The following is a 24,591-nucleotide window of genomic DNA, read 5'->3' as shown; positions in this document are numbered from 1 at the left end:
ACTGCTCTCAGGAGCGCAGGTCGCGGCTGACGGCCCGCTCGCAGATGGTGCAACGAACTCGGGTCAAAGGGTTCCTTCGGAGCTTTCGCCGGGCGTTGGCTGACGGCGCATCAAACAAAAAACCCGCCAGTGCGGCGGGTCATTGGCGCAAATCAGCACCATGGGCAAAAATGTACCATAGCTGAGATCACCGAGTCAAGAAAAAATTCCTATCGCGAGAGCTGGCGTTCGGTGTCCTGAACGGCGCAGGGCCTTCCGGGGGCACGTCTAAAACGCCGTCCGTACCCTGAGCCGCAGGATCGCCAGCAGGCTGAAGCCTCGCACCAGCAGGAAGACGTGCAGCGCCGCCCACAGTCCATTGTTGCCGAAGGCGGGCGCAAGGGTCAGCAGCGCGGCCGCGAAAACCAGGAACGACAGCAGCATCATGTTGCGCATGTCGCGGGACCAGGTCGCACCGATGAAGACGCCATCCATCTGGAACGCCAGCACACCGCTCAGCGCCGTGAATGCCGCCCATGGCAGGTAGATGTCGGCCACCGAACGGACGTCCTCCGATGTCGTCACGAGGGCGACCAGATTGGTGCCACCAAACAGCATTACCAGCGTCGCGGCTCCCGCCAGCCCGAAACCCCAGAACAGCGTCAGCCGCACGGCCTGACGGAACGGTGCGGCGGCACGTGCGCCGACGGCACGACCGGCAAGCTGTTCGGCGGCGGTGGCAAAGCCATCGAGGAAATAGCCGGCGACGAGGAAGAAATTCATCAGCACGGCGTTGGCGGCCAGCGTCACCGTGCCGAACTGCGCGCCCTGGCGGGTGAACAATGCAAAGGCGGCGAGCAGCGAGAACGAACGGATCATGATGTCGCGGTTGAGCGACAGCATGCGCAGGAAGGCGGTCATGTCGAGCAGGCGATGGCGCGGCAAGGGCGGGGCCGCGCGAAACCGGCGGATCACGATGGCCAGGCCGAGCAGCATGGCCAGGAACTCGCCGGTGACGGTCGCCCAGGCAACGCCGGCGACGCCCCAGCCAAGTTCCAGCCCAAGCAGGAAGCACAGCGCGATGTTGATGCCGTTCAGCACCAATTGCAGCACCAGTCCAAGCCCGCCCTCGCCGCGCCCCAGCACGTAGCCGAGGATGGCGTAGTTGATCAGCGAAAAGGGGGCTGCAAGCAGCCTGATCCTGATGTAGACGCCCATCGCCTCGCTGACGCGCGGTTCGGCGCCCATGAATTTTTGCCCGGCGATGGCGACCAGCGGCGCAAGGGCAGCGAGCACGATGCCGGCGATAACCGCGATCAGCACGGCGCGCCAGAACACCGCCTGTTCCTCCAGGGCATCGCCACGCCCGAACGCCTGTGCGACAAGGCCGGTGGTGCCCGAGCGCAGGAAATTGAAAGAGGTGAAGACGACGTCGAAGATCAATGCGCCGGCAGCCAGGCCGCCGAGCAAGGCGGCATCGCCGAACTGGCCGACGACAGCCGTGTCGACCAGGCCGAGCATCGGCGTCGTCAGATAGGCTAGCGTCATCGGCACCGCGATGGCGAGCACGGAGCGGTTGGTGACGACAAATGATCCGGAGTGAAGCGGCGATCCCGAGAGGATCGGGGATCCGGCGTCGGCTGGGGTTGCACCTTTGTCCAAGGATTGCTGCCTTGCTGATTGCGGCTTGATGGAACCGTCGATGTGCCCCATTTTCCAGCCACCGCGCAATCACCTATCCCTTGACGGCCAACCGAAATCCCGGTCTGGCGTGAGCCAGCCGGATACGAGTTCATGCCTCTGCAGATCGTCCATCATCCCGACTACGACGCCGGCTTCGCCGTCAACCATCGCTTTCCGATGAGCAAATATCCCCTGCTGATGGAGGCGCTGCGGACACGCGGCCTCGCCGGCCCCGAGGCGCTCAGCACCGCCGAACCGGCGCCGGCTTCATGGCTGGAGCTTGCCCATGCGGCGGACTATGTCGACCAGGTCGTCAACTGCCGCGTGCCCGAAAAGATCGAACGCGAGATCGGTTTTCCAATCGGCCCCCGCGTCTCGCTGCGTGCGCAGCTTGCCACCGGCGGCACGGTGCTGGCGGCGCGGCTGGCCTTGCGCCACGGTATCGCCTGCAACACTGCCGGCGGCAGCCACCATGCGCGGCGCGCGCAAGGCGCGGGCTTCTGCACCTTCAACGATGTCGCCGTCGCCGCGTTGGTGCTGCTGGCCGAAGGCGCGGCACGAAACATCCTGGTCGTCGATCTCGACGTGCACCAGGGCGACGGCACGGCGGATATTCTCGCCGATGACCCGCGCGTGTTCACCTTTTCCATGCATGGCGACCGCAACTACCCAGTGCGCAAGATCGCCTCCGACCTCGATGTCGCGCTGCCCGACGGCACGGGTGACGCTGCCTATCTCGAGAGGCTCGCCGCCATCCTGCCGGAGCTGTCCGCACAGGCGCATTGGGACATCGTGTTCTACAATGCCGGCGTCGACGTCCATGCAGATGACCGGCTTGGCAGGCTGTCGCTGTCGGATGACGGCCTGCGCGCCCGTGACGACATGGTCATCAGCCATTTTCGCGCGCAGGGCGTTCCGGTCTGCGGCGTCATCGGCGGTGGCTATTCCACCGATGTGCCCGCCCTTGCCGCGCGCCATGCCATCCTGTTCGAGGTCGCCGCAGGCTGCGCCCGATAGTACGATCTTGTCCAAAAACCGGTGCCAGGGTTCGCTGACGCGGACCTGCGGTTCGGGATCATGCTCTACTTCCGGTAGTTGGCGAGCCTCAACAGGATGAACGCCGGCACGACGATAGCCGCGCCCAGCAGGATATAACCGAGGAAACGGTCGATGGCATGAAAGCCGAGATTCCACAGGTCCATGAAGAACTTCCGGATGCCGTAGAGCACATCCATCGGCGACCAGCCGAAGGCATTCATGACCAGGCCGACGAGGAAAGACACCACCAGCAGTTTCAGGATCACCTTGAGCGGCGAGTCGCCAAGAAAGCGCGTCAGTGCGGACAAGGCTCGTCTCCCGATTGAGGCACCCAGGCTCGAGGGCGTCGGCCAGACATACGCACTTGGCTTGTCCGCTTCAAGCCGGGAGTTTTGCGGGATGCCAACGGCCTGCACCGCGCGATTGCATGGCAGGCTTGTGCTGCCAAACGGACTAAACCCGCGCCAGACTGTTAAATTTGCGTAAACAACATCGCTTTAATTTATTGAAAACAAAGCGAAAAACCTTCATTTTTTGATTTCCCGCAATGTGCGTGCAATTTTCGCCTGCGAGACGGTCGGCGTCTTTCAGGCGATTGGCCGCGCGGGCGATCTGACCCCCTACCACAACTGGCGAAAGCCAGTCCCAGGACCGCGCAACCATCCCTGAAAGACACCAAATCGGAGCCCGACCGCCTCAACGGTCGAGTTCTTCGGGAAACCTGCGCATCGATTGCCGGATGCGCGCGCGTGTTGGAGTAATGCAGTGTTCTCTCAAGCAAAGATCATCCTGACGGCAAGTGCCCTTGCCATGTGCCTCCTGGGGCCGGCGATGGCCGCCGACCTTTCGCCCGCCTACAATGATCCCCCCACGTTCCAGTGGAGCGGCGCCTATGTCGGCGTGCATGGCGGCACGGCGTTCACCGGGATGCCGAACCCGTTTGCCGGCAGGAATGGTCTCAGCGGCGGCTTTCAGGCCGGCTACAACCAGCAGATGGGTCCAGCGGTTCTCGGTGCCGAGATCGAGGGCTCCTATCTGGGCGGCGCCGAGCACGACGTCCGGGGCGGCAAGATCAAGGAAAAATGGCGCGGTGCCGCCAAGGCCAAGGCCGGCTTGAGCTTCGACCAGACGCTGCTGTTTGGAACCGGCGGCGTCGCCATGACCAAATTCGACAAGGGCGACAAGGTGAACGATATCGACGGATGGAAACTCGGCTATCTGGTCGGCGGCGGCATCGAGCAGGGTTTTGCCGGCGGCCTCTCGGCCAAGGTCGAATATGACTATGTGCGCACCCCAGGCGTCGAAACGACGTCCGCCCTGGGCAAATCCAAGGCGACGATCGGCAGCCATGAACTGAAGGCCGGCATCAACTACCGGTTCTAGGGCAGGCCATGGGTTCCGTTGAACCTGTTCTGTATTCTGCTTGAACGACCTTGCGCGGCGCCCGGATGCAACGGGGCCGCGCAATTGCTTTGCCTCCATCCGCACCGTCATCGACGCGTGTCGGCAGACCGCATTTGTGTGCCAGGTCCTGCGTAATGCCGATGCAATCTTCACGTCCTAAAGCGCGTCGCATCGAAACGGATCATGCGGCCCGCTTCAGGTTTTGTTTTGTGCATGTCGTTGCCCCAAAACCGGGACCGCTTTTGGGCGACATGCATTCGGTGCCGCGGATGACCTTGATGACGGGAATCGGATATGTCCAAACGCAACGCGAACCATCTGGTGTGGATGCCCAAGGCGTTCTTCGCCGCAATCGTGCTGGTGCTGACGGGATGCGCCTCCGACATCATGAAGAACTACATCGGGCAACCGGTCGAATCGGTCATTCTGGACTACGGGCCGCCGACCGCCGTCGTTGATCTCGGCCGGGGCGAGCGGGCCTATCAATGGCGGAAAATATCCACCAATGCGGTTTCCGGAAGCTCCAGCGGCGAAGTTCGCCACACAAAACACGGAACCGTCTACGAAGAAACCGAAACGCCTGGCTATATCGAGCGCCAGGAATGCTTCTATACGTTCTATGCCCGCGCCTCGGGCGGCCGATGGTTCATCACCAATTTTCGTCAACCGAAGCTGGAATGCGAATGAATTGCCACAGCGTGCCGGCTGCCTGTGACGGAGAGTGCGCATGCGCATCCTGCTGATCGAGGACGAGCCGGAAATGGCCTCGGTGCTGAAGACCGCGCTCGAGCGCCAGGACATCATCGTCGACCATGCCGCGACACTGGCGGATGCCGAAGCCGTGGCGCGGCTCGGCCACCATGACGCGGTGGTGCTGGACCGCCGGCTGCCGGATGGCGATGGCCTCAGCCTGATCCCGCGCCTGCGGGCCTTGCATCTGGACGTGCCGGTGATCGCGTTGACGGCGCTCAGCGGGCTCGACGATCGCGTGGCGGGGCTCGACGCCGGCGCCGACGACTACATGGTCAAACCGTTCGCCACGGTGGAACTGGTCGCCAGGCTCAATGCCTTGCACCGGCGTTCGTTCACCACGCGTGCCAATCAGGTGATGGTCGGCCGCCTCACCTATGACTTCCGCCATCGCGAGGCGCTTGTCGAGGACCAGGCGCTGGAACTGCCGCGGCGCGAGCGGCTGGTGCTCGAAACGCTCATCCGCAGGCCGGGGCGGACGATCATGCGCGGGGCGCTGGAAGAAGCCGTCTATGCTCTCGACGACGAGATCGGCTCCAATGCATTGGATGCGCACATTTCGCGGCTGCGTCGCAAGCTCGACGACGTCGCTGCCGGCATCGAGATCAGGGCGATCCGCAACCTCGGTTATCTCTTGCGGGCCGCCTCGTGAAGAAGCCGCGCGCGCGATCGCTGCAATGGGTGCTGGTGCGGCGGATGATCCTGCTGCAGGCGGCGACGCTTCTTGTCTTCATCGTGCTGTGCGCGGCCGCGCTGTGGATCGCCGATCCACGGCTTCTTGTCGACAACGAGGCTGCCGTCGCCGCCCTCAAGGATGCCGTCGATCGTGACGGCAACGGCAAATTGATCGTCCATGAGACCGATGGGTTGCGTTCGTTTCGTGAGGGTTTCCCCAATGTCTGGTACATCATCCGCGACAACAACGGCCAGAGCATCCGCTTCGGCAGCATACCCGACGTCTACACCAGGAATTTTGGCGATCTGCTGGGCCAGGCCGATCACGCCACCATCGGATTTTCCGAAGATGATTTGAGGCCGGAGGCCTACCTCGAAAAAGTTTCGACCAAGGCTGGCACGGTTCAGATCATTGCCGCGACGCGATCGTCGCGGGAAGAGACCGATGGCCTCGAAGTCACCATTTCGGCCACCATCGACGTCGCCAAGAACCCGGACGGCAGCAGGAACTGGGAGAAGGCGCTTCCCGCTCTCGCGGCCATCATCGTCATCCTGCTGCTGCCGATCGTCCTCGTCATGGGAGCCACGACCCTGGTGACGACGCCAGCCGTCGTGCGCCGGTCGTTTGCCGGCCTCGTCGACACCGTCCAGCAGGCCGCGCGCATCGACATCGGCACCCGTGCGATGCAGCTGCCGGTCAAGAATGTGCCGCAGGAGATCGCGCCGCTGGTGCATGCCTTCAACCAGACGCTGGCGCGCCTCGCCCAGGGCTATGACCGGCACAACCGCTTCCTCACCGACGCGGCGCACGAACTGCGCACGCCGATCGCCATCCTGCGCACGCGCGCCGAATTGCTGAAGCAGGAGCCGCAAAGCGCGCGCCTGCTGCATGACATCGAGCGCCTGTCGCATCTTGCGCAACAGCTGCTCGACCACCAGCTGCTCGACCGCCCGGCGGACCAGCGCCAGATCATCGACCTCTGCGATCTTGTCAGCCGGGTCGCGGCCGACTTCGCCCCGCTCGCCATCGAAGCAGGCTACGATCTTGCCTTCGAGCCGCCAGCCAACAAGGTCCATGTCGAGATCAACGTGCTGCAGATCGAGCGGGCGCTGGCAAATCTCGTGCGCAATGCCATCGATCATGGCGGCGGTTCCGGCACGATCACCATAGCGATCGATGAAACCGGCGGCGTCGAAATCCGCGACGAAGGCCCAGGCATTCCAGCCGATGAGCACGAGAACGTTTTCGAGCCCTTCTACCGACTGCGGCCGCAATCGCGCGGCGCGGGCCTGGGATTGAACCTTGCCCGGCAGATCGCACTGCTGCACTATGGCTCCATCCGGATATTGGCCGGCTCCTGGCAAGGCGCCCGCATCCGCATGGAGTTGCCGGTTCGGGCGGTGGCCGCGTGCGGCAGAAATGATGGCCGGCCCACGGTTGCGGCCGATCCCGCTGGCTTATCTGTTTTCTAACCAATTGCCGCTATTCCCAATCGGATAGCGGGAGCAAGGCTTTGGTGGAGACGGAGAAAAACACCGCGCGACGCGGCGTCATGCTGTCGGTGGTCATCCCATGCTACAATGAGCTGGATGGCGTGGCCGAACTGCATCGGCGGGTAACGGCCGCATGCCTTGGACAAGGCCCTTCCTACGAGATCGTCCTTGTCGTCGATGGCGCGACCGACGGTACGCGCGAGGCCATTCTGCAGCTGGCCGAAAAGGACGACCATATCGTCGCCATCGACCTTGCCCGCAATTACGGCCACCAGATCGCGTTGAGCGCCGGGCTCGAATTCTGTCGCGGCCAGCGCATTCTCATTCTCGATGCCGACCTGCAGGATCCGCCTGAACTGCTCGGCGCGATGATGACGAAGATGAACGAAGGCTTCGATGTGGTCTACGGCCAGAGGCTGACGCGCGATGGCGAAAGCTGGTTCAAGCTCGCCTCCGCATCCATGTTCTATCGCTTGCTGCGCCGGATGGTCGACGTCGACATAGCCCCGAATACCGGTGATTTCCGACTGATGAACCGTCGCGCGCTCGACCATCTGAACGCGATGCCAGAACGTTACAGGTTCATTCGCGGCATGGTGAGCTGGATCGGGCTGAGACAGGTGGCTTTCCCCTATGAGCGGCACCGCCGCTTTGCCGGCACCACCCACTATCCGCTGAAGAAAATGCTTCTTCTGGCGGTCGACGCCATGACCAGCTTCTCCATCGTGCCCTTGCGGTTCGCCTCGCTGCTCGGAATGATGTTCGGGCTTCTGGGGCTGGTCGTGCTCGGCTACACGCTGCTCGAATGGTCGGTCGGAAACGTGTTGCCCGGCTGGACCAGCCTCGCCGCGATCGTGCTGATCCTCGGCAGCGTCCAGCTTATGGTGCTTGGAATCTTCGGCGAGTATCTCGGGCGCATGTACATGGAGACAAAGCGGCGGCCGCTCTACTTCGTCAACGAGATCGTTTCGCGCAGCCAGGCGGTGGAGGACGGCGAATTGCCGGTCCATCGCCTGCAGGAGATGGCAAAGAGGGCCGCACGTGCTTGAGGCGGAATTCGACCAGTTTGCGCGGGAATATCAGGAGCAGCATGCCGCAAGCATAAGGCTGAGCGGCGAAAACCCGGATTTCTTCGCCAGGTACAAGATCGACGACGTCGCCGCGACGCTGCGGCGGGCCGGTGTCAAACCGCGACGAATACTGGATTTCGGCGCCGGCGTCGGCAATTCGCTCGGCCATATGCGCAACGCGTTTCCCGACGCGGAGATCACCTTGCTCGATCCTTCGCGGGAATCGCTCGACATCGCCAGCAAGCGCTTTCCCGGCCAGGCCGCCTTCACGCATTTCGACGGCAAGACAATTCCCTTTGCCGACGGCAGCTTCGACCTGGCCTTCGCGGCCTGCGTCTTCCACCATATCCCCGAGAACCTGCAGATCGGACTGTTCGCCGAGATCGGCAGGGTGCTGGCCTATGGCGGCAGCTTCTTCGTCTTCGAACACAATCCTTGGAACCCGCTGACCACGCACGCGGTGAGGAACTGTGCCTTCGACGAAAACGCGGTTTTGATAAATTCGCGCGAGATGCGCGGGCGCATGGCCGAGGCGGGCCTTGCCAATACGAGGATCGTCTACCGGATTTTCTTTCCTCGGATGCTTGCGAGACTGAGGCCGTTCGAGCGCTTCCTCACCAAGGTACCTGTCGGAGCCCAATATTTTGCGCATGTGGTCAAGCCTGCCGTTTGACTTCCCGAGGATGCTGCGATTTGGCGCCGTCGGTCTGTTGAACACGGCGCTGGGATACGCGGTCATTCTGGCCGGGCTTGCGCTGGGTCTGGGCGACATCCTTGCCAACGCCACGGGCTATGCCGCCGGCCTTGTCCTCGGCTTCTTCCTCAATCGCCAATGGACCTTCAGCAGAGCCGATGGCTTCAAGCCCGGGACCGCGCTGCGCTATGGGGGTGTCTTTCTGGTCGCCTACAGCATCAATCTGGCCGTCGTAATCGCCGCCCGTTCAGCAGGCATCGTCGAAAACCCGCTGGTCCACCTCGCGGGAATCTGCGTCTATTCGGTTGTTTTCTATCTTGGCTCGGCTCGCTTCGTGTTTGTGGGGCGTGGGGACGACAGCACCGACCGCACAGTTCGGGTGGCCGACAAGCCTCGGCGGCAGCCCGCCAATCCAACACCTTGAACACCCAACTGTCACCGGAACCGATTAGAGGCGGCGCAGCATGAACGACGCTCAGGCCAGTGCGGCGGCCGCGACATACAACGAGCGGAGCAGGCTGATCTTCTGCCTGCTCGCGGCCTTGGCGATGGCGGGTGCGTTGGGTGCCCAGGCAGGCGCCACCCTGCAGGATCCCGACAGCTGGTGGCAAGTCAAGGTCGGTCTGGATTTCCTGGCAAACCGGACATTCCCGACGGTCGATCCTTATTCCTACACGTTTGCCGGTCAGCCATGGATTGCCAAGGAATGGCTGGGGCAGGTCCTGCTGGCTCTTGCCTACCAGACAGGAGGCTGGAACGGGGTCGTCACCGCGATCATCGCCTCGATCTCCCTGACGGTTTTCCTGATGGGGTGGTTTCTCAGCGCATGGCTGAAGCCGATCCTGGCGATTACACTGGCCTTCGCGGCGGTGTTCCTGATCAACCCGATCTTCACGGCGCGTCCGCATGTCTTCACATTCCCGATCATCGTCATCTGGACGGAGATGCTCTTTCGTGCGGCGCGGGAAGAACGGGCGCCGCCCTGGTGGCTGCTCGTGCTCGTCGTGTTGTGGGCGAACCTGCACGCCACCTTCACCTTAAGCTTCGTCATCGCGGCTTTCGCCGGTCTCGATCTGCTGGCGCGCACCGGCCTGTCGAAACCCGCCCTGCTGGCGAAATGGGTCGCATTCGGTCTGCTTTGCCCGCTGGTGAGCCTGATCCACCCCTATGGCGTCCAGGCCATCCTGGCGACTCTGACCGTGGCCTACGGCAATGAGGCTGTGCCGCTGATCATGGAATGGAAACCGTTCAATCCGCCGGACAGCCCTGTCCAGGAAGTGGCGATGCTGCTCGGACTTTTCGGGCTTCTGGTGTCCCGGTTGCGAATTGGCTGGGCCAAGGCGTTGTTCGTCGTCTTCACCCTGCATGTCTATCTCGCCCATGTGCGTTTCATGTATCTGTTCTTCCTGTTGGTCCCCTTGGTGATCGCGGTCGAAGTCGCACAGCAATATCCCTCGCTTTCAGCCACCGCATGGCTGGCCGAAAAGCGCGACGGGCTGGAGAGATTCTTAGCCAGACGGTTCTACGCCATCTGCGGCACGGCAGCCGTTCTGCTGATCGGCGGGGTCGCCGTGCTCGGCAGCGCCTATCAGGTCACGCCGAGCCCGAAGACGTCGGCCAGCGGGGCGCTGGCCTTTGCGCAAAGCCATCATCTGTCCGGTAATGTGCTGAATTCCTACAATTTCGGCGGCACGCTGATTTTCCACGGGTTCAAGACCTATATCGACGGACGGACGGACCAGCTGTTCCTGGGCGGCTTCACAAAGAGCGACAACGACACCGGACGCGGAGACGGCAAGCCGCTCCTCGAAGCCCGCCTGAAGAAATACGCAATAGATTGGGCGCTGCTGTCGGCCGACGACAGCCGGATTCCCTTCTTCGACCAGTTGGGCTGGAAACGGGCCTACTCGGACGATTACGCGGTAATCTATCTGCCCGGCGCCTGATCCTGTGCGTTCCTGGCGGATTTCGCGACAGCCAATATATGCCTTGGCACCCATGTTGCAGCGCAGCAAAATTGCTGCCTGAGGGTAAGCCTGTGAGACCGACGAGCGGGATTTTCAGCACGACCGAAGGCATCGCCGCGTGAGCGTGTCGGGTGCGGCCGCACGGATCATGTTGGTCGCGCGCGAGCCGGTCGGATGAACTACCGGCGCGACATCGACGGCCTGCGGGCCGTTGCGGTGCTGCCCGTCGTGCTCTTCCATTTCGGCGTGTCCGCCATTCCTGGCGGCTTCACCGGTGTCGACATCTTCTTCGTCATATCGGGCTATCTGATCAGCGGCAGCCTGCTCGATGATCTTGAGCGGGGCCAGTTCTCGATCGGCCGCTTCTACTGGCGCCGCGCCCGGCGCATCCTACCGGCGCTGACTTTCGTCATCCTGCTCGCGAGCATTGCCGCCTGGTTCATCCTTCTGCCTTCGGATCTCCACGAATTCAGCCTTAGCGTGATCGCCGCCTCGACCTTCTGGTCGAACATCTATTTCTGGAAAACGACGAACTATTTCTCCATCGACGCCGAACTGCGGCCGCTCCTGCACACATGGTCGCTTTCGGTGGAAGAGCAGTATTATATCTTCGCGCCGATCCTGCTTTGTCTGATCCACCGATACGTCTCGAAGCGCTGGCTGACGGTACTTCTGCCGATGGCCGTCGGCAGCTTTGCCCTGGCAGTCATAGCAACCTCGCTGGCACCGACGGCAGGCTTCTATCTCTTGCCGACGCGCATATGGGAGCTGGCGCTGGGCGCCATGCTGATGTTGCGGAAGCCTCCGGTCCCAGCCGGTCGGCTGGCGGTGGAACTGATCGGCCTCGCCGGCTTTGCCCTGATTGCGTTTGGCTTTGTGATGATTTCGGACAGCGATCCGTTTCCCGGCTACAATGCCCTATTCCCCTGCATCGGAACAGCACTGCTGATCTATGCTGGCCAGGATAACGCCGACAGGCCGGCACCTGTCGCCACTCGCGTGCTTCGGTTGGCGCCGCTGGTCTGGGTCGGCCTGATTTTCTATTCGCTTTACCTCGTCCACTGGCCAATCAACTCGTTCGTCCATTATCTCTCGCTGAAGACCGTCGGTGTGCCAACGATTGTCGCGATGACGGTGGCCAGTTTCGCCCTGGCGGCATTCTCCTGGAAATATATCGAGCAGCCCTTCCGCCAGAAACGAGCCTATACCGCACCGCTGCCTATCTTCGCCTTTTCGGCGACGGCCATCGCGCTGCTGTGCGCCGGTGGTTTGGCCGGTGCACTGGGCAACGGTTTCCCGCAACGGTTCCCGGACTTCTCGACCGAACGTATCCGGGTCGGCGACTGGCGCAACGGCATCTGCTTCAACGAAAACGGGACCCGCATCGAAGACTGGAATCTCGCCGACTGCACCCGTACTACGGGCTTTGCCACCAATGTGCTGCTGTGGGGCGATTCTTTCGCTGCCCATTATGTATCGGGACTTGAGCCCAACGCCCAGAAAATCCAGGCCAATGTCATCCAATACACCTATGCCGGCTGTCCGCCCGACCTGACCTATTTTTCCTATGCTCGGCCCGCCTGCACCCGCTTCAACGAACGGGCCTTGTCGATCATTCGCGACGCAAACATCCAGGCGGTGATCCTGAGCGGCCGATGGACCGACTACCAGGCCAGGGGCTTCGACGGCCTGCAGAAGACGATCGACCGGCTTCGCGAGATGGGGGTCAAGATCTATACCGTCGGTCAGTCTCCGGAATTCATCGCCGACGTCCAGAAGATCGCTTTTTTCGTGAAGCGGGAGCATGCCGCAACCACATCCTGGCCCATGGCTATGGATCCGGGCATCAACGCACGGGTTCTGCCGTTCACCAAAGGGGCCGATTTCATAGATCCGCTGACGTATCTGTGCGACTCGGCCGGTTGTTCATACGCCGACGCCAAGACCAATGAATTTCTCTACTTCGACTATGGCCACTTCTCTTCCGCCGGCGCGACGCTGGCCATCTCGAAATACTGGCCAAGTTTCGCCACCAGCGACAAGGCCGCGAAGGCAAACCGGCAATTCACGGCCGCAGGCGCGCCGTGATCCGCAGCACGACGGCGTCGTGCCGAAACGGACCGCTTTGCGATTGCCCGAAGGCCAACCCTCATGCTAACGAGGGCGCACGCGGGTATGATGTAATGGTAGCTTGTCAGCTTCCCAAGCTGAACGCGCGGGTTCGATTCCCGCTACCCGCTCCAGTCTAAGGCGTCAGAACCATTTCAGCGCCTGCCTGTTCGTCGAACACAACCGAGCAGCCTCTCGCCAGCGCCACCGTTGCGAGGGCGTTTGCCGCCGCGTCATCCGATGAAACGAAATCGCCGGTCAACACCCGCAATTCTTCCACGCCTTCAGCCATGGACACGAAATTGCCGACCGATCGATCGTGCTTGCAGGCCTCGATCACGCAAAGCAGGTCGATGATTTCGAAGCTGCGCATGTTCAGCCTCCAGAAGAAATCGTCCCTTGCAAGATCATGAACGCATCGGCGGGAAATAATGTTCCCAGTTCGCTTTCGCTGGCCTCGGCCTGGCGGCGCTTTCGCCGGAGAAGCTTACCTGATCCAGCCATCATCCCACTTCCCTCAGAATGAAGTCGTGCAGCATCTTGGCGGCCGGCGACAGCGCGCGATTCCTCACCGTGATCAGGCTGTAGGGCCTGACCTCGATGTCGAATTCGGTCTGGACGACGTCGATGGCGCCGGCCAGCCCGTCAGGGTTCTGGATGAATTTCGCCACCTGGACAGAGACCGGTGCGATGGCATCGGATTGCGCGACCATGACCAGGGTCAGGAGCAGCGAACTGGTGTTCAGGATACGGTCCGGCAAAGCGATGTTGCGGTTGAGGAAGTTGCTCTCCATCGCCTGGCGCAAGGGCGAGCCGCCAGACTGGAAGACCCAGTCATAGGCGGCGGTGTCTTCCAGCCGCACCACGCTGCCCCTGGTGAGCGGGTGGCCACGGCGCACGATCAGGCAGGCCTTCTCGACGCCGATGACACGGGATTCGAACAGCCGTGGGTTCAAGTCGTCAGGAATGCGCGCGATGATGAAGTCATGGCGCGTGGCGATCAGTTCGCGTGCCAGCACATTGGAGGTCTCGACCTGCATGGTGATCTCGATGCGCGGATAGATGCGGCGGATTTCACGAATTGCCGGCACCGCCAGCTCGATTGCCGGCGCGGTCACGGCACCCAGGAAAACCGAACCACCCTTGCCCGCCTTGAGCTCGGAAATCTCGCGGTCGACCTCGCGCATCTCCAGCAGGATCGAGCGCGCCCGCCTGGCCAAAGCCTTGCCGTATGGCGTCAAGGTGATGCCGCGCGGCAGCCTCTCGCACAGCCTGACCTCCAGCACCGCCTCCATCTCTGCGATCATGCGCGAGGCCGCCGGCTGCGAAATGTTCAGAACCTGGGCTGCCGCGCTGACCCGGCCATGGTCGTCGAGCGCGACGATCATGCGCATGTGACGCAGACTGAGACCGCTGCGCAGCAGGGTTTCGCCATCGCCCGGTGCTTCTCTGTGACCATCTGAAGCTGTTGTCGGATTCGCTGGCCGCGCCATCGCTTTCCCTGCCTTCTGCTCGTGTACGACCGACATCGGGGTCAGCCCGTCACGCCGCAATACTTATACCAACCATGATATAGCAACCATCAAAGATCGCATTTGACAGTTATGGCAAAGACCCACACCCTCCGCGCGTTCCAAGACGTGACGGTCGCCGACGAGAAAAATCGTATCGATTGAATCAGCGTCTCGGGGCCATGGGAGGATACCGGAGATCGATATGACGGCAGCGGTGCCTTGGCGCTTCTGCACGATTGCGCGGCCCGCGACCCCCGGGGTGCCGCGTCCATCAAACAGGGAGAGTTAAAGTGAAAATCATCAAGACACTGGCCGCCGTCGCGGCCCTTGGCATCGCTGCCATGACCTACTCGGCGCACGCAGCCGACAAGGGTCTCGTCGGCGTGCTGATGCCGACCAAGACCTCGCAGCGCTGGATCAATGACGGCGACGCCGTCAAGTCCCAGCTCGAGGCTCTCGGCTACACCGTCGACCTGCAATACGCGCAGGACGACATCCCCAACCAGCTCAGCCAGCTGGAAAACGAAATCACCAAAGGCCCGAAGGCGCTGATCATCGCTTCGATCGACGGCACCACCCTGTCGGATGCTCTGCAGAAGGCCGCTGACGCGGGCGTCGTCGTCGTCGCCTATGACCGCCTGATCAAGAAGACCGCCAATGTCGACTACTACACCACCTTCGACAATTTCGGCGTCGGCGTGATCCAGGCGAATTCGCTGGTCAAGGGCCTCAAGGAACGCTTCCCGAACACCAAGCCGTGGAACGTCGAACTGTTCGGCGGCTCGCCCGACGACAACAACGCCTTCTTCTTCTACAATGGCGCCATCTCCGTCCTGCAGCCGCTGATCGACGACGGCTCGATCAAGATCAAGTCCGGCCAGACCGGCATGGACAAGGTCGGCACGCTGCGTTGGCTCGCCGCCACCGCCCAGGCGCGCATGGACAATCTGCTGTCGGCCAACTATTCGGACGGCAGCCGCGTCGATGGCGTTCTGTCGCCCTATGACGGCCTGTCGCGCGGCATCACCGCCTCGCTGCGCGCCGTCGGCTACGGCACCGAAGCTCAGCCTTGGCCAATCGTGACCGGTCAGGACGCCGAGACCGCTTCGGTCAAGCTGATCATCTCGGGCGAGCAGTACTCGACCGTGTTCAAGGACACCCGCGAACTGGCCAAGGCCACCGTCCAGCTCGTCGACAAGGTGCTCTCGGGCGGCAAGCCGGACGGCCTCGATGAAAAGACCTACAACAACGACGTCAAGGTCGTTCCCTCGATCCTGCTGACGCCGCATGAAGTCGACAAGTCGAACTACCAGGCGCTGGTCGTCGACTCCGGCTACATCAAGGCCGACGAACTGAAGTAATCCCGGTTACAAAGTCAGGGGGTCCTGCGCAACGCAGGGCCCCTTTTCGTTCACCAGCGAGCCCGGTATTGTCACCGACCTCGCCGGCAATGTTTGCCGAGCTCTCAAGGAGCGGTAGTCCCCATGGCCCCGACGATTTTGGAGATGCGCGACATCACCAAGACGTTTCCCGGCGTGAAGGCGCTGTCGAACGTCAACCTCAGCGTCGAGGAAGGCGAGATCCACGCCGTGGTCGGCGAAAACGGCGCCGGCAAGTCGACGCTGATGAAGGTGCTGTCGGGCGTCTATCCCTCCGGCACCTATGACGGCCAGATCATCTTCCAAGGCCAGGAATGCCAGTTCAAGGGCATCCAGGACAGCGAACACAAGGGTATCGTCATCATCCACCAGGAGCTAGCGCTGGTGCCGATGCTGTCGATCGCCGAAAACATCTTCCTCGGCAACGAGCACGCGAAATTCGGCGTCATCGACTGGGATGCCAACGAGGCGCGCACCGCCGCCCTGTTGAAGAAGGTGGGCCTCAAGGAGGACCCCAAGACACTGATCACCAATATCGGCGTCGGCAAGCAGCAATTGGTCGAAATCGCCAAGGCGCTGAGCAAGGACGTCAAGCTTTTGATCCTCGATGAGCCGACAGCGTCGCTCAGCGAGAAGGACAGCCAGGCGCTGCTCGACCTGCTGCTCGAATTCAAGCGGCAAGGCATGACCTCGATCCTGATCTCGCATAAGCTCAACGAGATCAACCGGGTCGCCGACAAGGTCACCGTCATCCGTGACGGACGCACCATCGAGACGCTGGCCAAGAAAGATATCTCGGAAGACCGCATCATCACCTCGATGGTCGGCCGTTCGCTCGACGACCGCTATCCGCCGCGTGAGCCCAAGATCGGCGAGATCGTGTTCGAGGTGAAGAACTGGTCGGTCTATCACCCGCTCCATGCCGAGCGGCAGGTGATCAAGGGCATCGACATCAATGTGCGCAAGGGCGAGGTGGTCGGCATTGCCGGGCTGATGGGCGCCGGGCGCACCGAATTCGCCATGAGCCTGTTCGGCCGCTCCTATGGCCGCCGCATCACCGGCGAGGTGATGCTCAAGGGCAAGCCGGTCGATGTCTCGTCGGTAAGCAAGGCGGTTCAGCACGGCATTGCCTACGTCACCGAGGACCGCAAGACCTACGGCCTCAACCTCATCGACCATATCAAGCACAACATTACGCTCGCCAATCTCGGCGGCGTGTCGCGCCACAGCGTGATCGACGACATGCGCGAGCTCGCCGTCGCCAACGACTATCGCAAGAAGACCAATATCCGTGCGTCCAGCGTCTATCAGATGACCGGCAATCTTTCCGGCGGCAACCAGCAGAAGGTGGTGCTGTCGAAATGGCTGTTTGCCGACCCTGACGTGCTGATCCTGGACGAGCCGACACGCGGCATCGATGTCGGCGCCAAGTATGAAATCTACACGATCATCGCGCGCCTTGCCTCGGAGGGTAAGGCGATCGTGGTCATCTCGTCGGAAATGCCGGAATTGCTCGGGATTACCGACCGCATCTACGTCATGAACGAAGGGCGCATGGTGGGCGAAATGCCGGCGGCGGAAGCAAGCCAGGAAAAAATAATGCGCGCCATCGTCCGGGGAGAAGGAAAAGCAGCATGAGCACCGAAACCGCCCCCGCCCCGCAGGGCAATGTCGCCGAGGAACAGCGCCCGCGCATCGCCGTCTCGGCGCTGGCGACGAACCTGCGCGAATACGGTCTGATTATCGCGCTGATCGTCATCATGCTGTTCTTCCAGTTCACCACGTCGGGAACGCTGTTCAAACCGGTCAACCTCAGCAATCTGGTGCAGCAGAACTCCTTCATTATCGTGATGGCGCTGGGCATGCTGCTGGTGATCGTATCGGGCTATATCGACCTCAGCGTCGGGTCGGTCGCCGGCTTCATCGGCGCGCTGGCGGCAAACATGATGGTCATCTGGCAGCTGGGACCGCTCAGCAATCCGCTGGTGGTTTCGATCGTCTGCTTGGTTGCGGGTGGCTTGATCGGCGCCGCGCAAGGCTATTGGATCGCCTATCACCGGATACCGAGCTTCATTGTGACGCTGGCCGGCATGCTGATCTTCCGCGGCATCTGCCAGGCGCTGCTCGGCGGCGGCTCTTCGGTCGGCCCGCTTCCGGACGACTTCAAAATGCTCAGCTCCGGCTTCATCCCTGATGTGATCGGCCCGCTGACGCTCGTCCCGCCGGTGGTGAACGCGGCCGGCAAGACCATCCTGGGCAGCGGCGTGACCCTGCACATGACGACAGTCGTGCTCGGCCTGATCGCCGTGCTGGCCTATGCCTATTTCGGGGTGAGGACGCGTCGCAAGCGCGAACGCCATGGCTATGAGGCCGAGCCCTTTGCCCTGTTCGTCGTCAAGACGCTGGTCGCCAGCGCCCTGGCGCTGTTCCTGGTCTATGAGTTCGCCAGCTACAGAGGCCTGCCGGTCGTGCTGCTCGTCATGGGCGTGCTGATCTCGCTGTTCGTCTTCGTCACCAAGCGCATGACCATCGGCCGCCGTATCTACGCCATGGGCGGCAATGCCAAGGCCGCGCAGCTGTCAGGCATCAACACCGAGCGGCTGACGCTGATGGTGTTCATCAATATGGGCGTGCTGTCGGCGCTCGGCGGCCTGATCATCGCGGCGCGACTGGGACAGGCGGTGCCGGCTGCGGGCCTCGGCAGCGAGCTCGACGTCATCGCCGCCGTCTTCATCGGCGGCGCCTCGGCGATGGGCGGCGTCGGCCAGGTCATCGGCGCGGTGGTCGGCGGCTTCATCATGGGCGTGATGAACAACGGCATGTCGATCATGGGCGTCAATGTCGACTGGCAGCAGGTGGTCAAAGGCCTGGTGCTGCTCGGCGCCGTGATCTTCGACGTCTACAACAAGAACAAGGCTTGAACGGACTTAAGAGCAATTCCAGGAAAAGTGTGAAACGGTTTTCCGCCCGGAATTGCGCCAAGACAATGAGTTAGAGCGGTTCGCCGTTTCCGTGAAACGGTGAACTGCTCTGGTCGAGGAAAGCAGGAGGCATACGATCGCGACGCTGCCGGCAACCCGCCGGTAACAGAAGTCCCTGAGGGACCAGGCCCGCGAGCGCAATCCGAACTGAGAATTTAAACCGTGGCATGGACGAGGTCCCGGCCGCGCTGAGCAAGGTTTGCCGTTTTGGCAGCCCTGCCAAGGCAAATGAGAGAGGATTCATCATGCTGATCTCCCAGATCCTTGACGACGCCGAGACCATCCGCGTCGTCGCCCGCAATGGCGGCAAGACCCGGATCATCAATGGCGCCCGCAGCGTCTATTCGCTGGCGATGGAGGCCGCCCGCACCGGCGTCGGCCTCGTCGCGCTGATCGAACGCAAGGGGCTTGGCGAGACGGTCGATCTCGAGGCCGCTTACAAGAAGGGGCGGCTGCTGTCGCCGATCAATCACCCCGATCCGGCGCATCTGCACCTGACCGGCACCGGGCTGACGCATCTCGGCTCCGCCGCGACGCGCGATTCCATGCACAAGAAGCTGAGCGCCGACGGCGAGGAGCAGCTCACCGATTCCATGAAGATGTTCCGCATGGGGCTGGAGGGCGGCAAGCCGGCGAAAGGCCAGATCGGCGTGCAGCCGGAATGGTTCTACAAAGGCAACGGCACGATGGCGGTGGCGCCAGGCGCCGCACTCCTGTCACCGGCCTTTGCCAAGGACGCCGGCGAAGAGCCCGAAGTCGCCGGCATCTATGTCATCGGCGACGACGGCGCACCTTTCCGCGTCGGCTTCACGCTGTCGAACGAGTTTTCCGACCACGTCACCGAGCGCGTGAACTATCTGTTCCTCGCGCATTCCAAGCTGCGCAACGCCTCGTTCGGGCCGGAGATCCTGATCGGCGACCTGCCGTCCGACATCCGCGGCACCTCGCGCATCGTGCGCGACAGCGAGGTGCTGTGGGAGAAGCCGTTCCTGTCCGGCGAAGCGAACATGTCGCACACCATCGCCAATCTCGAACATCATCATTTCAAATACGCGGCCTTCCGCCAGCCGGGAGACGTGCATGTGCACATGTTCGGCACGGCGACACTGTCCTTCGCCGACGGCATCACGACCGAGGCCGGCGATGTCTTCGAGATCGAGGCCGGGGATTTCGGCCTGCCGCTGCGCAACCCGCTTGAGATCGAGCAGCCGGTGAAGGTGGCTGTGAAGGCGCTTTGAGAGCGCGCCCTGTCCTTCTCCCCTTGCGGGAGAAGGAAAAAGGCGCCTCTGCCTCAATAGATATCGAAGTCGAAATACTTGGCCTGGATCTTCTTGTAGGTGCCGTCGGCAACGATCGCGTCGATGGCCGCGTTGAGCTTGTCGCGCAGGGCCGTGTCGTCCAGGCGCACGGCGATGCCGGCCTGGGTCTCGGTGCCTTTGACGTCGCCGACCAGCTTGCAGCAGCCGTCGCTTGCCTTCTTCAGCCAGTCCATCAGCACGAACTTGTCCGAGATCACAGCGTCAAGACGACCGTTGGTCAGGTCGGTGATCGCCTCTTCCTGGGTGGGATAGAGTTTGGCCTCCGCGCCCGCCTTGCCATATTCATTCTGGGCATAGTCGGCCTGCGTGGTCGAAGCCTGGGCACCGATCGTCTTGCCGGCAAGGGCCGCCGGTTCGGTCGAGGTGAGATCGGTGTCCTTCGGCGCCACCAGAGCCAGCGGTGTCGTATAATATTTGTTGGTGAAGGCGACCTGCTTCTTGCGCTCCTCGGTGATGCTCATCGAGGCGATGATGGCGTCGAATTTCTTGGCCTGCAAAGCGGGAATGATGCCGTCCCAGTCCTGGGTAACGATCTCGCATTCGACCTTCATCTGCGCGCACAGCGCATTGGCGATGTCGATGTCGAAGCCTTCGACCTTGCCGTCGGCGGTAATGGTGTTGAACGGCGGATAGGCGCCCTCGGTGCCGATCTTGATTTTCTCCGCCGCCTGCACCGACAGAGAGCCGGCCAGTGTTGCCAGCATGGCAGCGCCCGCCGCCGATATGACCCATTTCGAAAATCGCATTTTCTTGGTTCCCCTTGAACGCCGCCAGCTTGACGGGCGGCAAGGCAGCCAAGCATGGCGAGCCGGCACAGGCAAGTATTTTGCCTTGGGGCAATGAGGGTCAGCGCGCGGCGCGGAAATGCTTGGACAGCTTCAGGCCCTGCGCCTGGTAGTTGGAGCCGAGATCGGTGCCGTAGAGCGCCTGCGGCCGCTTCAGCATATGCTCGTAGACCAGCCGGCCGACGATCTGGCCGTGGTCGAGGATGAACGGCACTTCATGGCTGCGCACTTCCAGCACCGCCCGGCTGCCGGTGCCGCCGGATGCGGAATGGCCGAAGCCCGGATCGAAGAAGCCGGCATAATGGACGCGGAATTCGCCGACCAGCGGATCGAAGGGCGTCATCTCGGCGGCGTAGAGCGGCGGCACATGCACCGCCTCCTGGCTGACGAGGATGTAGAATTCATCGGGGTCGAGCACCAGTTCGCCGGCGCCGCTCTTGTGGATCGGTTCCCAGAAGTCGACGACTTCCTGGGCCGCGCGCTTGTCGACATCGACGAGGCCGGTGTGATGCTTGCCGCGATAGCCGACCAAGCCGCTTTGATCGCCGTTGAGGTCGATCGACAGCGCGATGCCGCCGCCGGAAATGTTCGGCGGCTCGGTGGCGACAAGCATCTGCGTGCGATGCAGGTCGTGCAACTCGGCTTCGGAGAGCAGCGCATTGCCGGTGCGGAAACGGATCTGCGACAGGCGCGACCCGGTGCGGACGACGATCGGGAAGGTGCGCGGGCTGACTTCCAGAAAGAGCGGGCCATGATAGCCGGCCGCGATCTTGTCGAACTCGTGGCCGCGATCGGTCATGACGCGGGTGAAGATGTCGAGCCGTCCGGTCGAACTCTTCGGATTGGCCGAGGCTGAAATGTCCGCCGGCAGCGCCAGGCTTTCAAGCAGGGGCACGATGTAGACGCAGCCGGTCTCCAGCACCGCGCCCTCGGCCAGATTGATCTCGTGCAGCTGCAGCCGGTCGAGCTTTTCCGAGACCTTGTGGTTGGGGCCGGGCAGGAAGGAAGCGCGCACCCGCCAGGCCTTGTCGCCGAGCCTGAGATCGAGGCTGGCCGGCTGGATCTGGTCGGCATCGAGCGCACGCGCCGACTTCAGCGCGCCGGACTGGAGCAGCGCCGATATGTCCTGGTCGGGAAGAATGCCTGTCTGCCGCAAGGCTCCACTCCTGCTTGGTACAAACCTCTTAATGAAGCCGGCAATTGACGCAAGCGCGGTGCGGGTCTAAAGGGTCGTTATCCCGTGGTGATTTGGCCGGTCGGCTTGCAGCCACGTTAAACAAGTCGCTAAAGGACCGTCGGGCCGCAAGGCCGTATGGACCGGTTGCGACTTTCGCGGCCGGTTTTTTTGTGTCTGGAAGAAAAGCGATGAGCACCAAGAAGCGCAACTGGAAGCCTCAGACGGCACTCGTGCACAGCGGAACGCTGCGTTCCGGTTTCGGCGAAACGTCAGAAGCGATCTATCTCACCCAAGGCTATGTCTACGAAACGGCGCAAGCCGCCGAAGCCCGTTTCAAGGGCGAAGAGCCGGGTTTCATCTATTCGCGCTACGCCAATCCGACAGTCGACATGTTCGAGAAGCGCATGTGCGCGCTGGAAGGTGCGGAAGACGCGCGCGCCACCGCGTCCGGCATGGCCGCGGTGACGGCCGCCCTTCTGTGCAGCGCCAAGGCCGGCGACCATATCGTGGCGGCACGCGCGCTGTTCGGCTCCTGCCGCTGGGTGGTCGAGACGCTGGCGCCGAGATACGGCATCGAGGCGACGCTGGTCGACGGCACCGACATCGCCAACTGGGAAAAGGCGGTCAAGCCGAACACCAAGCTGTTCTTCCTGGAAAGCCCGACCAATCCGACGCTGGAAGTGGTCGATATCGCCGCTGTCGCTTCGCTTGCCAATTCGATCGGCGCCAGGCTGATCGTCGACAATGTCTTCGCCACGCCCCTGCAGCAGAAGCCCTTGCAGCTCGGCGCCCATGTCGTCGTCTATTCGGCGACCAAGCACATAGACGGCCAGGGGCGCTGTCTCGGCGGCGTCATCCTGTCGGACAAGAAGTGGATCGACGAGAACCTGCACGACTATTTCCGCCATACCGGCCCAAGCCTTTCGCCTTTCAACGCCTGGACGCTGCTGAAGGGCCTGGAAACGCTGCCGCTGCGCGTACGCCAGCAGACGGAAAGTGCCGGCCGGATCGCGGATTTTCTGGCCGAACGGCCGGAAATCGCGCGCGTCATCTATCCCGGCCGCGCCGACCATCCGCAGGCCGACATCGTCAAGAAGCAGATGTCGGGCGGCTCGACGCTGATCTGCCTGGACGTCAAGGGCGGCAAGCAGGCGGCCTTCGCCTTGCAGAACGCGCTCGACATCGTCCTGATCTCCAACAATCTCGGTGACGCCAAGAGCCTGATCACCCACCCGGCGACGACGACGCACAAGAATCTCAGCGACGAGGCGCGCGCCGAGCTCGGCATCGGGCCGGGCACGCTCAGGCTGTCGGTTGGCCTGGAGGATGCCGACGATCTGCTCGAGGACATCGCGCAGGCGCTGAAGGCCAGGTAGGAGGCCTTCAGGCGCCGGACGGCGTCTCTTCCAGCTCGGCCGTCTTGGTGCCGATGGTCATCGCATTGCCGCGCCAGTCGACGGCGCCGCCGAGCCAGCCGCGCGCCCACATCGCCGGCAGGATCAGGTCGCGCGCCATGATCGCGGCGACCATGCGTGGCGACAGGTACCAGCCCTTGGACCAGGCCAGGGCGCACTCCGGAAGATAGAAGGCCGCCAGCACGGCAAGGGCGGTTGCCCAGAGGCTGAAGCCGGCGCTTGCTGCTGCAATCAGCGCAAGCACCAGCGGCACCACGGCGCCGGTCAGGATTTCGGGTGCGAAGAACAGCGGGAAAGTGACGCGGCGCAGGCGCGCCCAACGGGCCTGACGCGACCAGATCTCGTCAAACGAGCGCCGGCCAAGCGGCTGCTCGAAGGGGGCGGCGACGAGATTGACGCGCAGGCTGAGACTGTTCACCAGCTTGGTCGCAGCGGCATCCTCGGCGATCTCGGCGGCCAGCACGCGGATGCCGCCATTGGCGTCGAGCATCGGCTTGTTCCAGAGCATGCTCTTGCCCTGGGCAAAGCCGAGGCCGAGCGCCTCACCGGCATATTGCCAGCGCGCCTGCAGCGTGTTGAGGAAAGCGCATTCGACCTCGGCCCAGAAGCCGGCCGGCCGCGAGCCGATCGGCGTCGAGCAGACAAGGCCGGTGCCGGGCCGCCAGGCAGCCATCAGGTGCTGGATGTAGTCCCTCGACATCAGCACGTTGGAATCGGCCAGGACGACCCAGTCGTGCCGCGCCGCTTCCCAGCCCTTGACGCAATTGTTGAGTTTCGGATTGGCGCTGATGCGGTCGTCGCCGACAAGCAGCCGGGCCGGCACTTTCGGAAACCGGACGATCGTCCTGTTTATCAATTTGACCACCGGATCGTCGGCATGGGCGACGCAGAAAATCAGCTCATAGCGCGGCCAGTCGAGCGAGAAGGCGCGTTCCAGCGTCTCCTGCGTGAACGGCTCGACGCCGCGCGACGGCACGACGATCGACACTGGCCGCGGCTTGCCGGCCGGCGGCGCAATGGTGCGACGCCGTCTCAGACGCGACGCGGCGAGCACGATGCTGGCGAGATTCGAGAGGATGAGGACGGTTGAAAGCGTGGCGGCTATGAGAGTGAGTTGCATCGAGGTCCGGTCACTCCAGGAAAACCGGTCCGCAAGAT

General features: G+C 62.7%; 22 protein-coding genes, 1 tRNA gene and 1 riboswitch. Of the genes, 16 read left to right on the top strand and 7 right to left on the bottom strand.

Features of this window, described 5'->3' with window-relative positions:
• Positions 1-267: 267 nt before the first annotated feature.
• The gene (locus AC0L2D_RS07915) at positions 268-1,641 is read right to left on the bottom strand and encodes an MATE family efflux transporter (RefSeq protein WP_473540716.1); all 1,374 of its coding nucleotides are present in this window, start codon (positions 1,639-1,641) and stop codon (positions 268-270) included.
• A 132-nt stretch (positions 1,642-1,773) separates the two neighbouring features.
• Between AC0L2D_RS07915 and AC0L2D_RS07910 the strand changes: the two genes are divergently transcribed.
• Complete coding sequence (locus AC0L2D_RS07910; protein WP_473540715.1) at positions 1,774-2,679, top strand: histone deacetylase family protein; 906 nt, start codon at positions 1,774-1,776, stop codon at positions 2,677-2,679.
• A 65-nt stretch (positions 2,680-2,744) separates the two neighbouring features.
• On the opposite strand, the gene AC0L2D_RS07905 is transcribed toward AC0L2D_RS07910, so the two are convergent.
• On the bottom strand, positions 2,745-3,008 hold the full coding sequence (locus AC0L2D_RS07905; RefSeq protein ID WP_013533620.1) for a DUF6460 domain-containing protein: 264 nt from the start codon (positions 3,006-3,008) through the stop codon (positions 2,745-2,747).
• 457 nt (positions 3,009-3,465) lie between these two features.
• Here AC0L2D_RS07905 and AC0L2D_RS07900 point away from each other — a divergent pair, with 457 nt between their 5' ends.
• The 10 genes from AC0L2D_RS07900 (at position 3,466) to AC0L2D_RS07855 (ending at position 12,997) form a co-directional block, all read left to right on the top strand.
• Positions 3,466-4,083, top strand: coding sequence for an outer membrane protein (locus AC0L2D_RS07900; protein WP_473540714.1), 618 nt, complete (start codon positions 3,466-3,468; stop codon positions 4,081-4,083).
• Between the two features lie 315 nt (positions 4,084-4,398).
• The gene (locus tag AC0L2D_RS07895; RefSeq protein WP_473540713.1) at positions 4,399-4,791 is read left to right on the top strand and encodes a hypothetical protein; all 393 of its coding nucleotides are present in this window, start codon (positions 4,399-4,401) and stop codon (positions 4,789-4,791) included.
• Positions 4,792-4,831: 40 nt separating this feature from the next.
• Positions 4,832-5,506 (top strand): response regulator, encoded by a 675-nt coding sequence (locus AC0L2D_RS07890; RefSeq protein WP_013533623.1) that lies wholly within the window; start codon positions 4,832-4,834, stop codon positions 5,504-5,506.
• Positions 5,503-7,002, top strand: coding sequence for a sensor histidine kinase (locus tag AC0L2D_RS07885; protein ID WP_473540711.1), 1,500 nt, complete (start codon positions 5,503-5,505; stop codon positions 7,000-7,002). The genes AC0L2D_RS07890 and AC0L2D_RS07885 overlap by 4 nt, the downstream gene beginning before the upstream one ends.
• An 80-nt stretch (positions 7,003-7,082) precedes the next feature.
• The gene (locus AC0L2D_RS07880) at positions 7,083-8,072 is read left to right on the top strand and encodes a glycosyltransferase family 2 protein (protein ID WP_181172679.1); all 990 of its coding nucleotides are present in this window, start codon (positions 7,083-7,085) and stop codon (positions 8,070-8,072) included.
• Positions 8,065-8,766, top strand: a complete 702-nt coding sequence (locus tag AC0L2D_RS07875) for a class I SAM-dependent methyltransferase (RefSeq protein WP_063170022.1) — start codon at positions 8,065-8,067, stop codon at positions 8,764-8,766. The genes AC0L2D_RS07880 and AC0L2D_RS07875 overlap by 8 nt, the downstream gene beginning before the upstream one ends.
• Positions 8,744-9,211: a GtrA family protein gene (locus AC0L2D_RS07870; protein ID WP_063170021.1), complete on the top strand. Its 468-nt coding sequence runs from the start codon at positions 8,744-8,746 to the stop codon at positions 9,209-9,211. Before AC0L2D_RS07875 ends, AC0L2D_RS07870 begins: the two co-directional genes overlap by 23 nt.
• Positions 9,212-9,251: 40 nt before the next feature.
• Positions 9,252-10,733: a hypothetical protein gene (locus AC0L2D_RS07865; protein ID WP_473540710.1), complete on the top strand. Its 1,482-nt coding sequence runs from the start codon at positions 9,252-9,254 to the stop codon at positions 10,731-10,733.
• Positions 10,734-10,928: 195 nt separating this feature from the next.
• Positions 10,929-12,842: an acyltransferase family protein gene (locus tag AC0L2D_RS07860; protein ID WP_473540709.1), complete on the top strand. Its 1,914-nt coding sequence runs from the start codon at positions 10,929-10,931 to the stop codon at positions 12,840-12,842.
• Positions 12,843-12,923: 81 nt separating this feature from the next.
• Positions 12,924-12,997: transfer RNA gene (locus tag AC0L2D_RS07855), tRNA-Gly, on the top strand.
• Between the two features lie 2 nt (positions 12,998-12,999).
• On the opposite strand, the gene AC0L2D_RS07850 is transcribed toward AC0L2D_RS07855, so the two are convergent.
• Both AC0L2D_RS07850 and AC0L2D_RS07845 read right to left on the bottom strand, forming a co-directional pair.
• A complete protein-coding gene (locus AC0L2D_RS07850; RefSeq protein ID WP_024503153.1) occupies positions 13,000-13,236 on the bottom strand; it encodes a hypothetical protein in 237 nt (78 codons plus the stop codon).
• 130 nt (positions 13,237-13,366) lie between these two features.
• The gene (locus AC0L2D_RS07845; protein WP_224618602.1) at positions 13,367-14,356 is read right to left on the bottom strand and encodes a LysR family transcriptional regulator; all 990 of its coding nucleotides are present in this window, start codon (positions 14,354-14,356) and stop codon (positions 13,367-13,369) included.
• Between the two features lie 311 nt (positions 14,357-14,667).
• On the opposite strand from AC0L2D_RS07845, the gene chvE reads away from it, so the two are divergent.
• The 4 genes from chvE (at position 14,668) to araD1 (ending at position 19,975) form a co-directional block, all read left to right on the top strand.
• Entirely contained in the window at positions 14,668-15,738 is a 1,071-nt protein-coding gene (chvE, locus tag AC0L2D_RS07840) for a multiple monosaccharide ABC transporter substrate-binding protein (RefSeq protein ID WP_024503154.1), read from the top strand.
• Between the two features lie 123 nt (positions 15,739-15,861).
• A complete protein-coding gene (mmsA, locus tag AC0L2D_RS07835; protein WP_224618601.1) occupies positions 15,862-17,394 on the top strand; it encodes a multiple monosaccharide ABC transporter ATP-binding protein in 1,533 nt (510 codons plus the stop codon).
• Complete coding sequence (gene mmsB, locus AC0L2D_RS07830; RefSeq protein ID WP_027161717.1) at positions 17,391-18,677, top strand: multiple monosaccharide ABC transporter permease; 1,287 nt, start codon at positions 17,391-17,393, stop codon at positions 18,675-18,677. The genes mmsA and mmsB overlap by 4 nt, the downstream gene beginning before the upstream one ends.
• 305 nt (positions 18,678-18,982) lie before the next feature.
• Positions 18,983-19,975 carry an AraD1 family protein gene (gene araD1 / locus AC0L2D_RS07825; RefSeq protein WP_013533635.1) on the top strand — a complete coding sequence of 331 codons (993 nt, stop codon included), beginning with the start codon at positions 18,983-18,985 and terminating at the stop codon, positions 19,973-19,975.
• A 53-nt stretch (positions 19,976-20,028) separates the two neighbouring features.
• Here araD1 and AC0L2D_RS07820 read toward each other — a convergent pair whose 3' ends face one another.
• Together AC0L2D_RS07820 and AC0L2D_RS07815 are read right to left on the bottom strand one after the other, a co-directional pair.
• Positions 20,029-20,802 (bottom strand): ABC transporter substrate-binding protein, encoded by a 774-nt coding sequence (locus tag AC0L2D_RS07820; protein ID WP_473540706.1) that lies wholly within the window; start codon positions 20,800-20,802, stop codon positions 20,029-20,031.
• A gap of 100 nt (positions 20,803-20,902) precedes the next feature.
• Complete coding sequence (locus AC0L2D_RS07815; protein ID WP_127365488.1) at positions 20,903-21,997, bottom strand: 2'-deoxycytidine 5'-triphosphate deaminase; 1,095 nt, start codon at positions 21,995-21,997, stop codon at positions 20,903-20,905.
• 74 nt (positions 21,998-22,071) lie between these two features.
• Positions 22,072-22,149: riboswitch (SAM riboswitch) on the top strand.
• Positions 22,150-22,206: 57 nt separating this feature from the next.
• Here AC0L2D_RS07815 and AC0L2D_RS07810 point away from each other — a divergent pair.
• Positions 22,207-23,394 carry an O-succinylhomoserine sulfhydrylase gene (locus tag AC0L2D_RS07810; RefSeq protein WP_473540705.1) on the top strand — a complete coding sequence of 396 codons (1,188 nt, stop codon included), beginning with the start codon at positions 22,207-22,209 and terminating at the stop codon, positions 23,392-23,394.
• Positions 23,395-23,401: 7 nt separating this feature from the next.
• On the opposite strand, the gene AC0L2D_RS07805 is transcribed toward AC0L2D_RS07810, so the two are convergent.
• The gene (locus AC0L2D_RS07805) at positions 23,402-24,553 is read right to left on the bottom strand and encodes a ceramide glucosyltransferase (RefSeq protein ID WP_473540704.1); all 1,152 of its coding nucleotides are present in this window, start codon (positions 24,551-24,553) and stop codon (positions 23,402-23,404) included.
• Between the last annotated feature and the right edge of the window lie 38 nt (positions 24,554-24,591).

This window comes from Mesorhizobium sp. WSM4833 (genome assembly GCF_055811095.1).
This window is presented reverse-complemented; position numbering and strand designations above follow the sequence as displayed.

What these genes read in the sequence shown, in the direction of transcription:
- AC0L2D_RS07880 (WP_181172679.1), top strand. Translation starts at nt 7,083, where the DNA reads ATGCTGTCGGTGGTCATCCCATGCTACAATGAGCTGGATGGCGTGGCC.
- AC0L2D_RS07810 (WP_473540705.1), top strand. Translation starts at nt 22,207, where the DNA reads ATGAGCACCAAGAAGCGCAACTGGAAGCCTCAGACGGCACTCGTGCAC.
- AC0L2D_RS07910 (WP_473540715.1), top strand. Translation starts at nt 1,774, where the DNA reads ATGCCTCTGCAGATCGTCCATCATCCCGACTACGACGCCGGCTTCGCC.
- AC0L2D_RS07850 (WP_024503153.1), bottom strand. Translation starts at nt 13,236, where the DNA reads ATGCGCAGCTTCGAAATCATCGACCTGCTTTGCGTGATCGAGGCCTGC.
- araD1 (WP_013533635.1), top strand. Translation starts at nt 18,983, where the DNA reads ATGCTGATCTCCCAGATCCTTGACGACGCCGAGACCATCCGCGTCGTC.
- AC0L2D_RS07805 (WP_473540704.1), bottom strand. Translation starts at nt 24,553, where the DNA reads ATGCAACTCACTCTCATAGCCGCCACGCTTTCAACCGTCCTCATCCTC.
- AC0L2D_RS07865 (WP_473540710.1), top strand. Translation starts at nt 9,252, where the DNA reads ATGAACGACGCTCAGGCCAGTGCGGCGGCCGCGACATACAACGAGCGG.
- AC0L2D_RS07860 (WP_473540709.1), top strand. Translation starts at nt 10,929, where the DNA reads ATGAACTACCGGCGCGACATCGACGGCCTGCGGGCCGTTGCGGTGCTG.
- AC0L2D_RS07870 (WP_063170021.1), top strand. Translation starts at nt 8,744, where the DNA reads ATGTGGTCAAGCCTGCCGTTTGACTTCCCGAGGATGCTGCGATTTGGC.
- AC0L2D_RS07845 (WP_224618602.1), bottom strand. Translation starts at nt 14,356, where the DNA reads ATGGCGCGGCCAGCGAATCCGACAACAGCTTCAGATGGTCACAGAGAA.
- AC0L2D_RS07890 (WP_013533623.1), top strand. Translation starts at nt 4,832, where the DNA reads ATGCGCATCCTGCTGATCGAGGACGAGCCGGAAATGGCCTCGGTGCTG.
- AC0L2D_RS07820 (WP_473540706.1), bottom strand. Translation starts at nt 20,802, where the DNA reads ATGCGATTTTCGAAATGGGTCATATCGGCGGCGGGCGCTGCCATGCTG.
- mmsA (WP_224618601.1), top strand. Translation starts at nt 15,862, where the DNA reads ATGGCCCCGACGATTTTGGAGATGCGCGACATCACCAAGACGTTTCCC.
- AC0L2D_RS07895 (WP_473540713.1), top strand. Translation starts at nt 4,399, where the DNA reads ATGTCCAAACGCAACGCGAACCATCTGGTGTGGATGCCCAAGGCGTTC.
- mmsB (WP_027161717.1), top strand. Translation starts at nt 17,391, where the DNA reads ATGAGCACCGAAACCGCCCCCGCCCCGCAGGGCAATGTCGCCGAGGAA.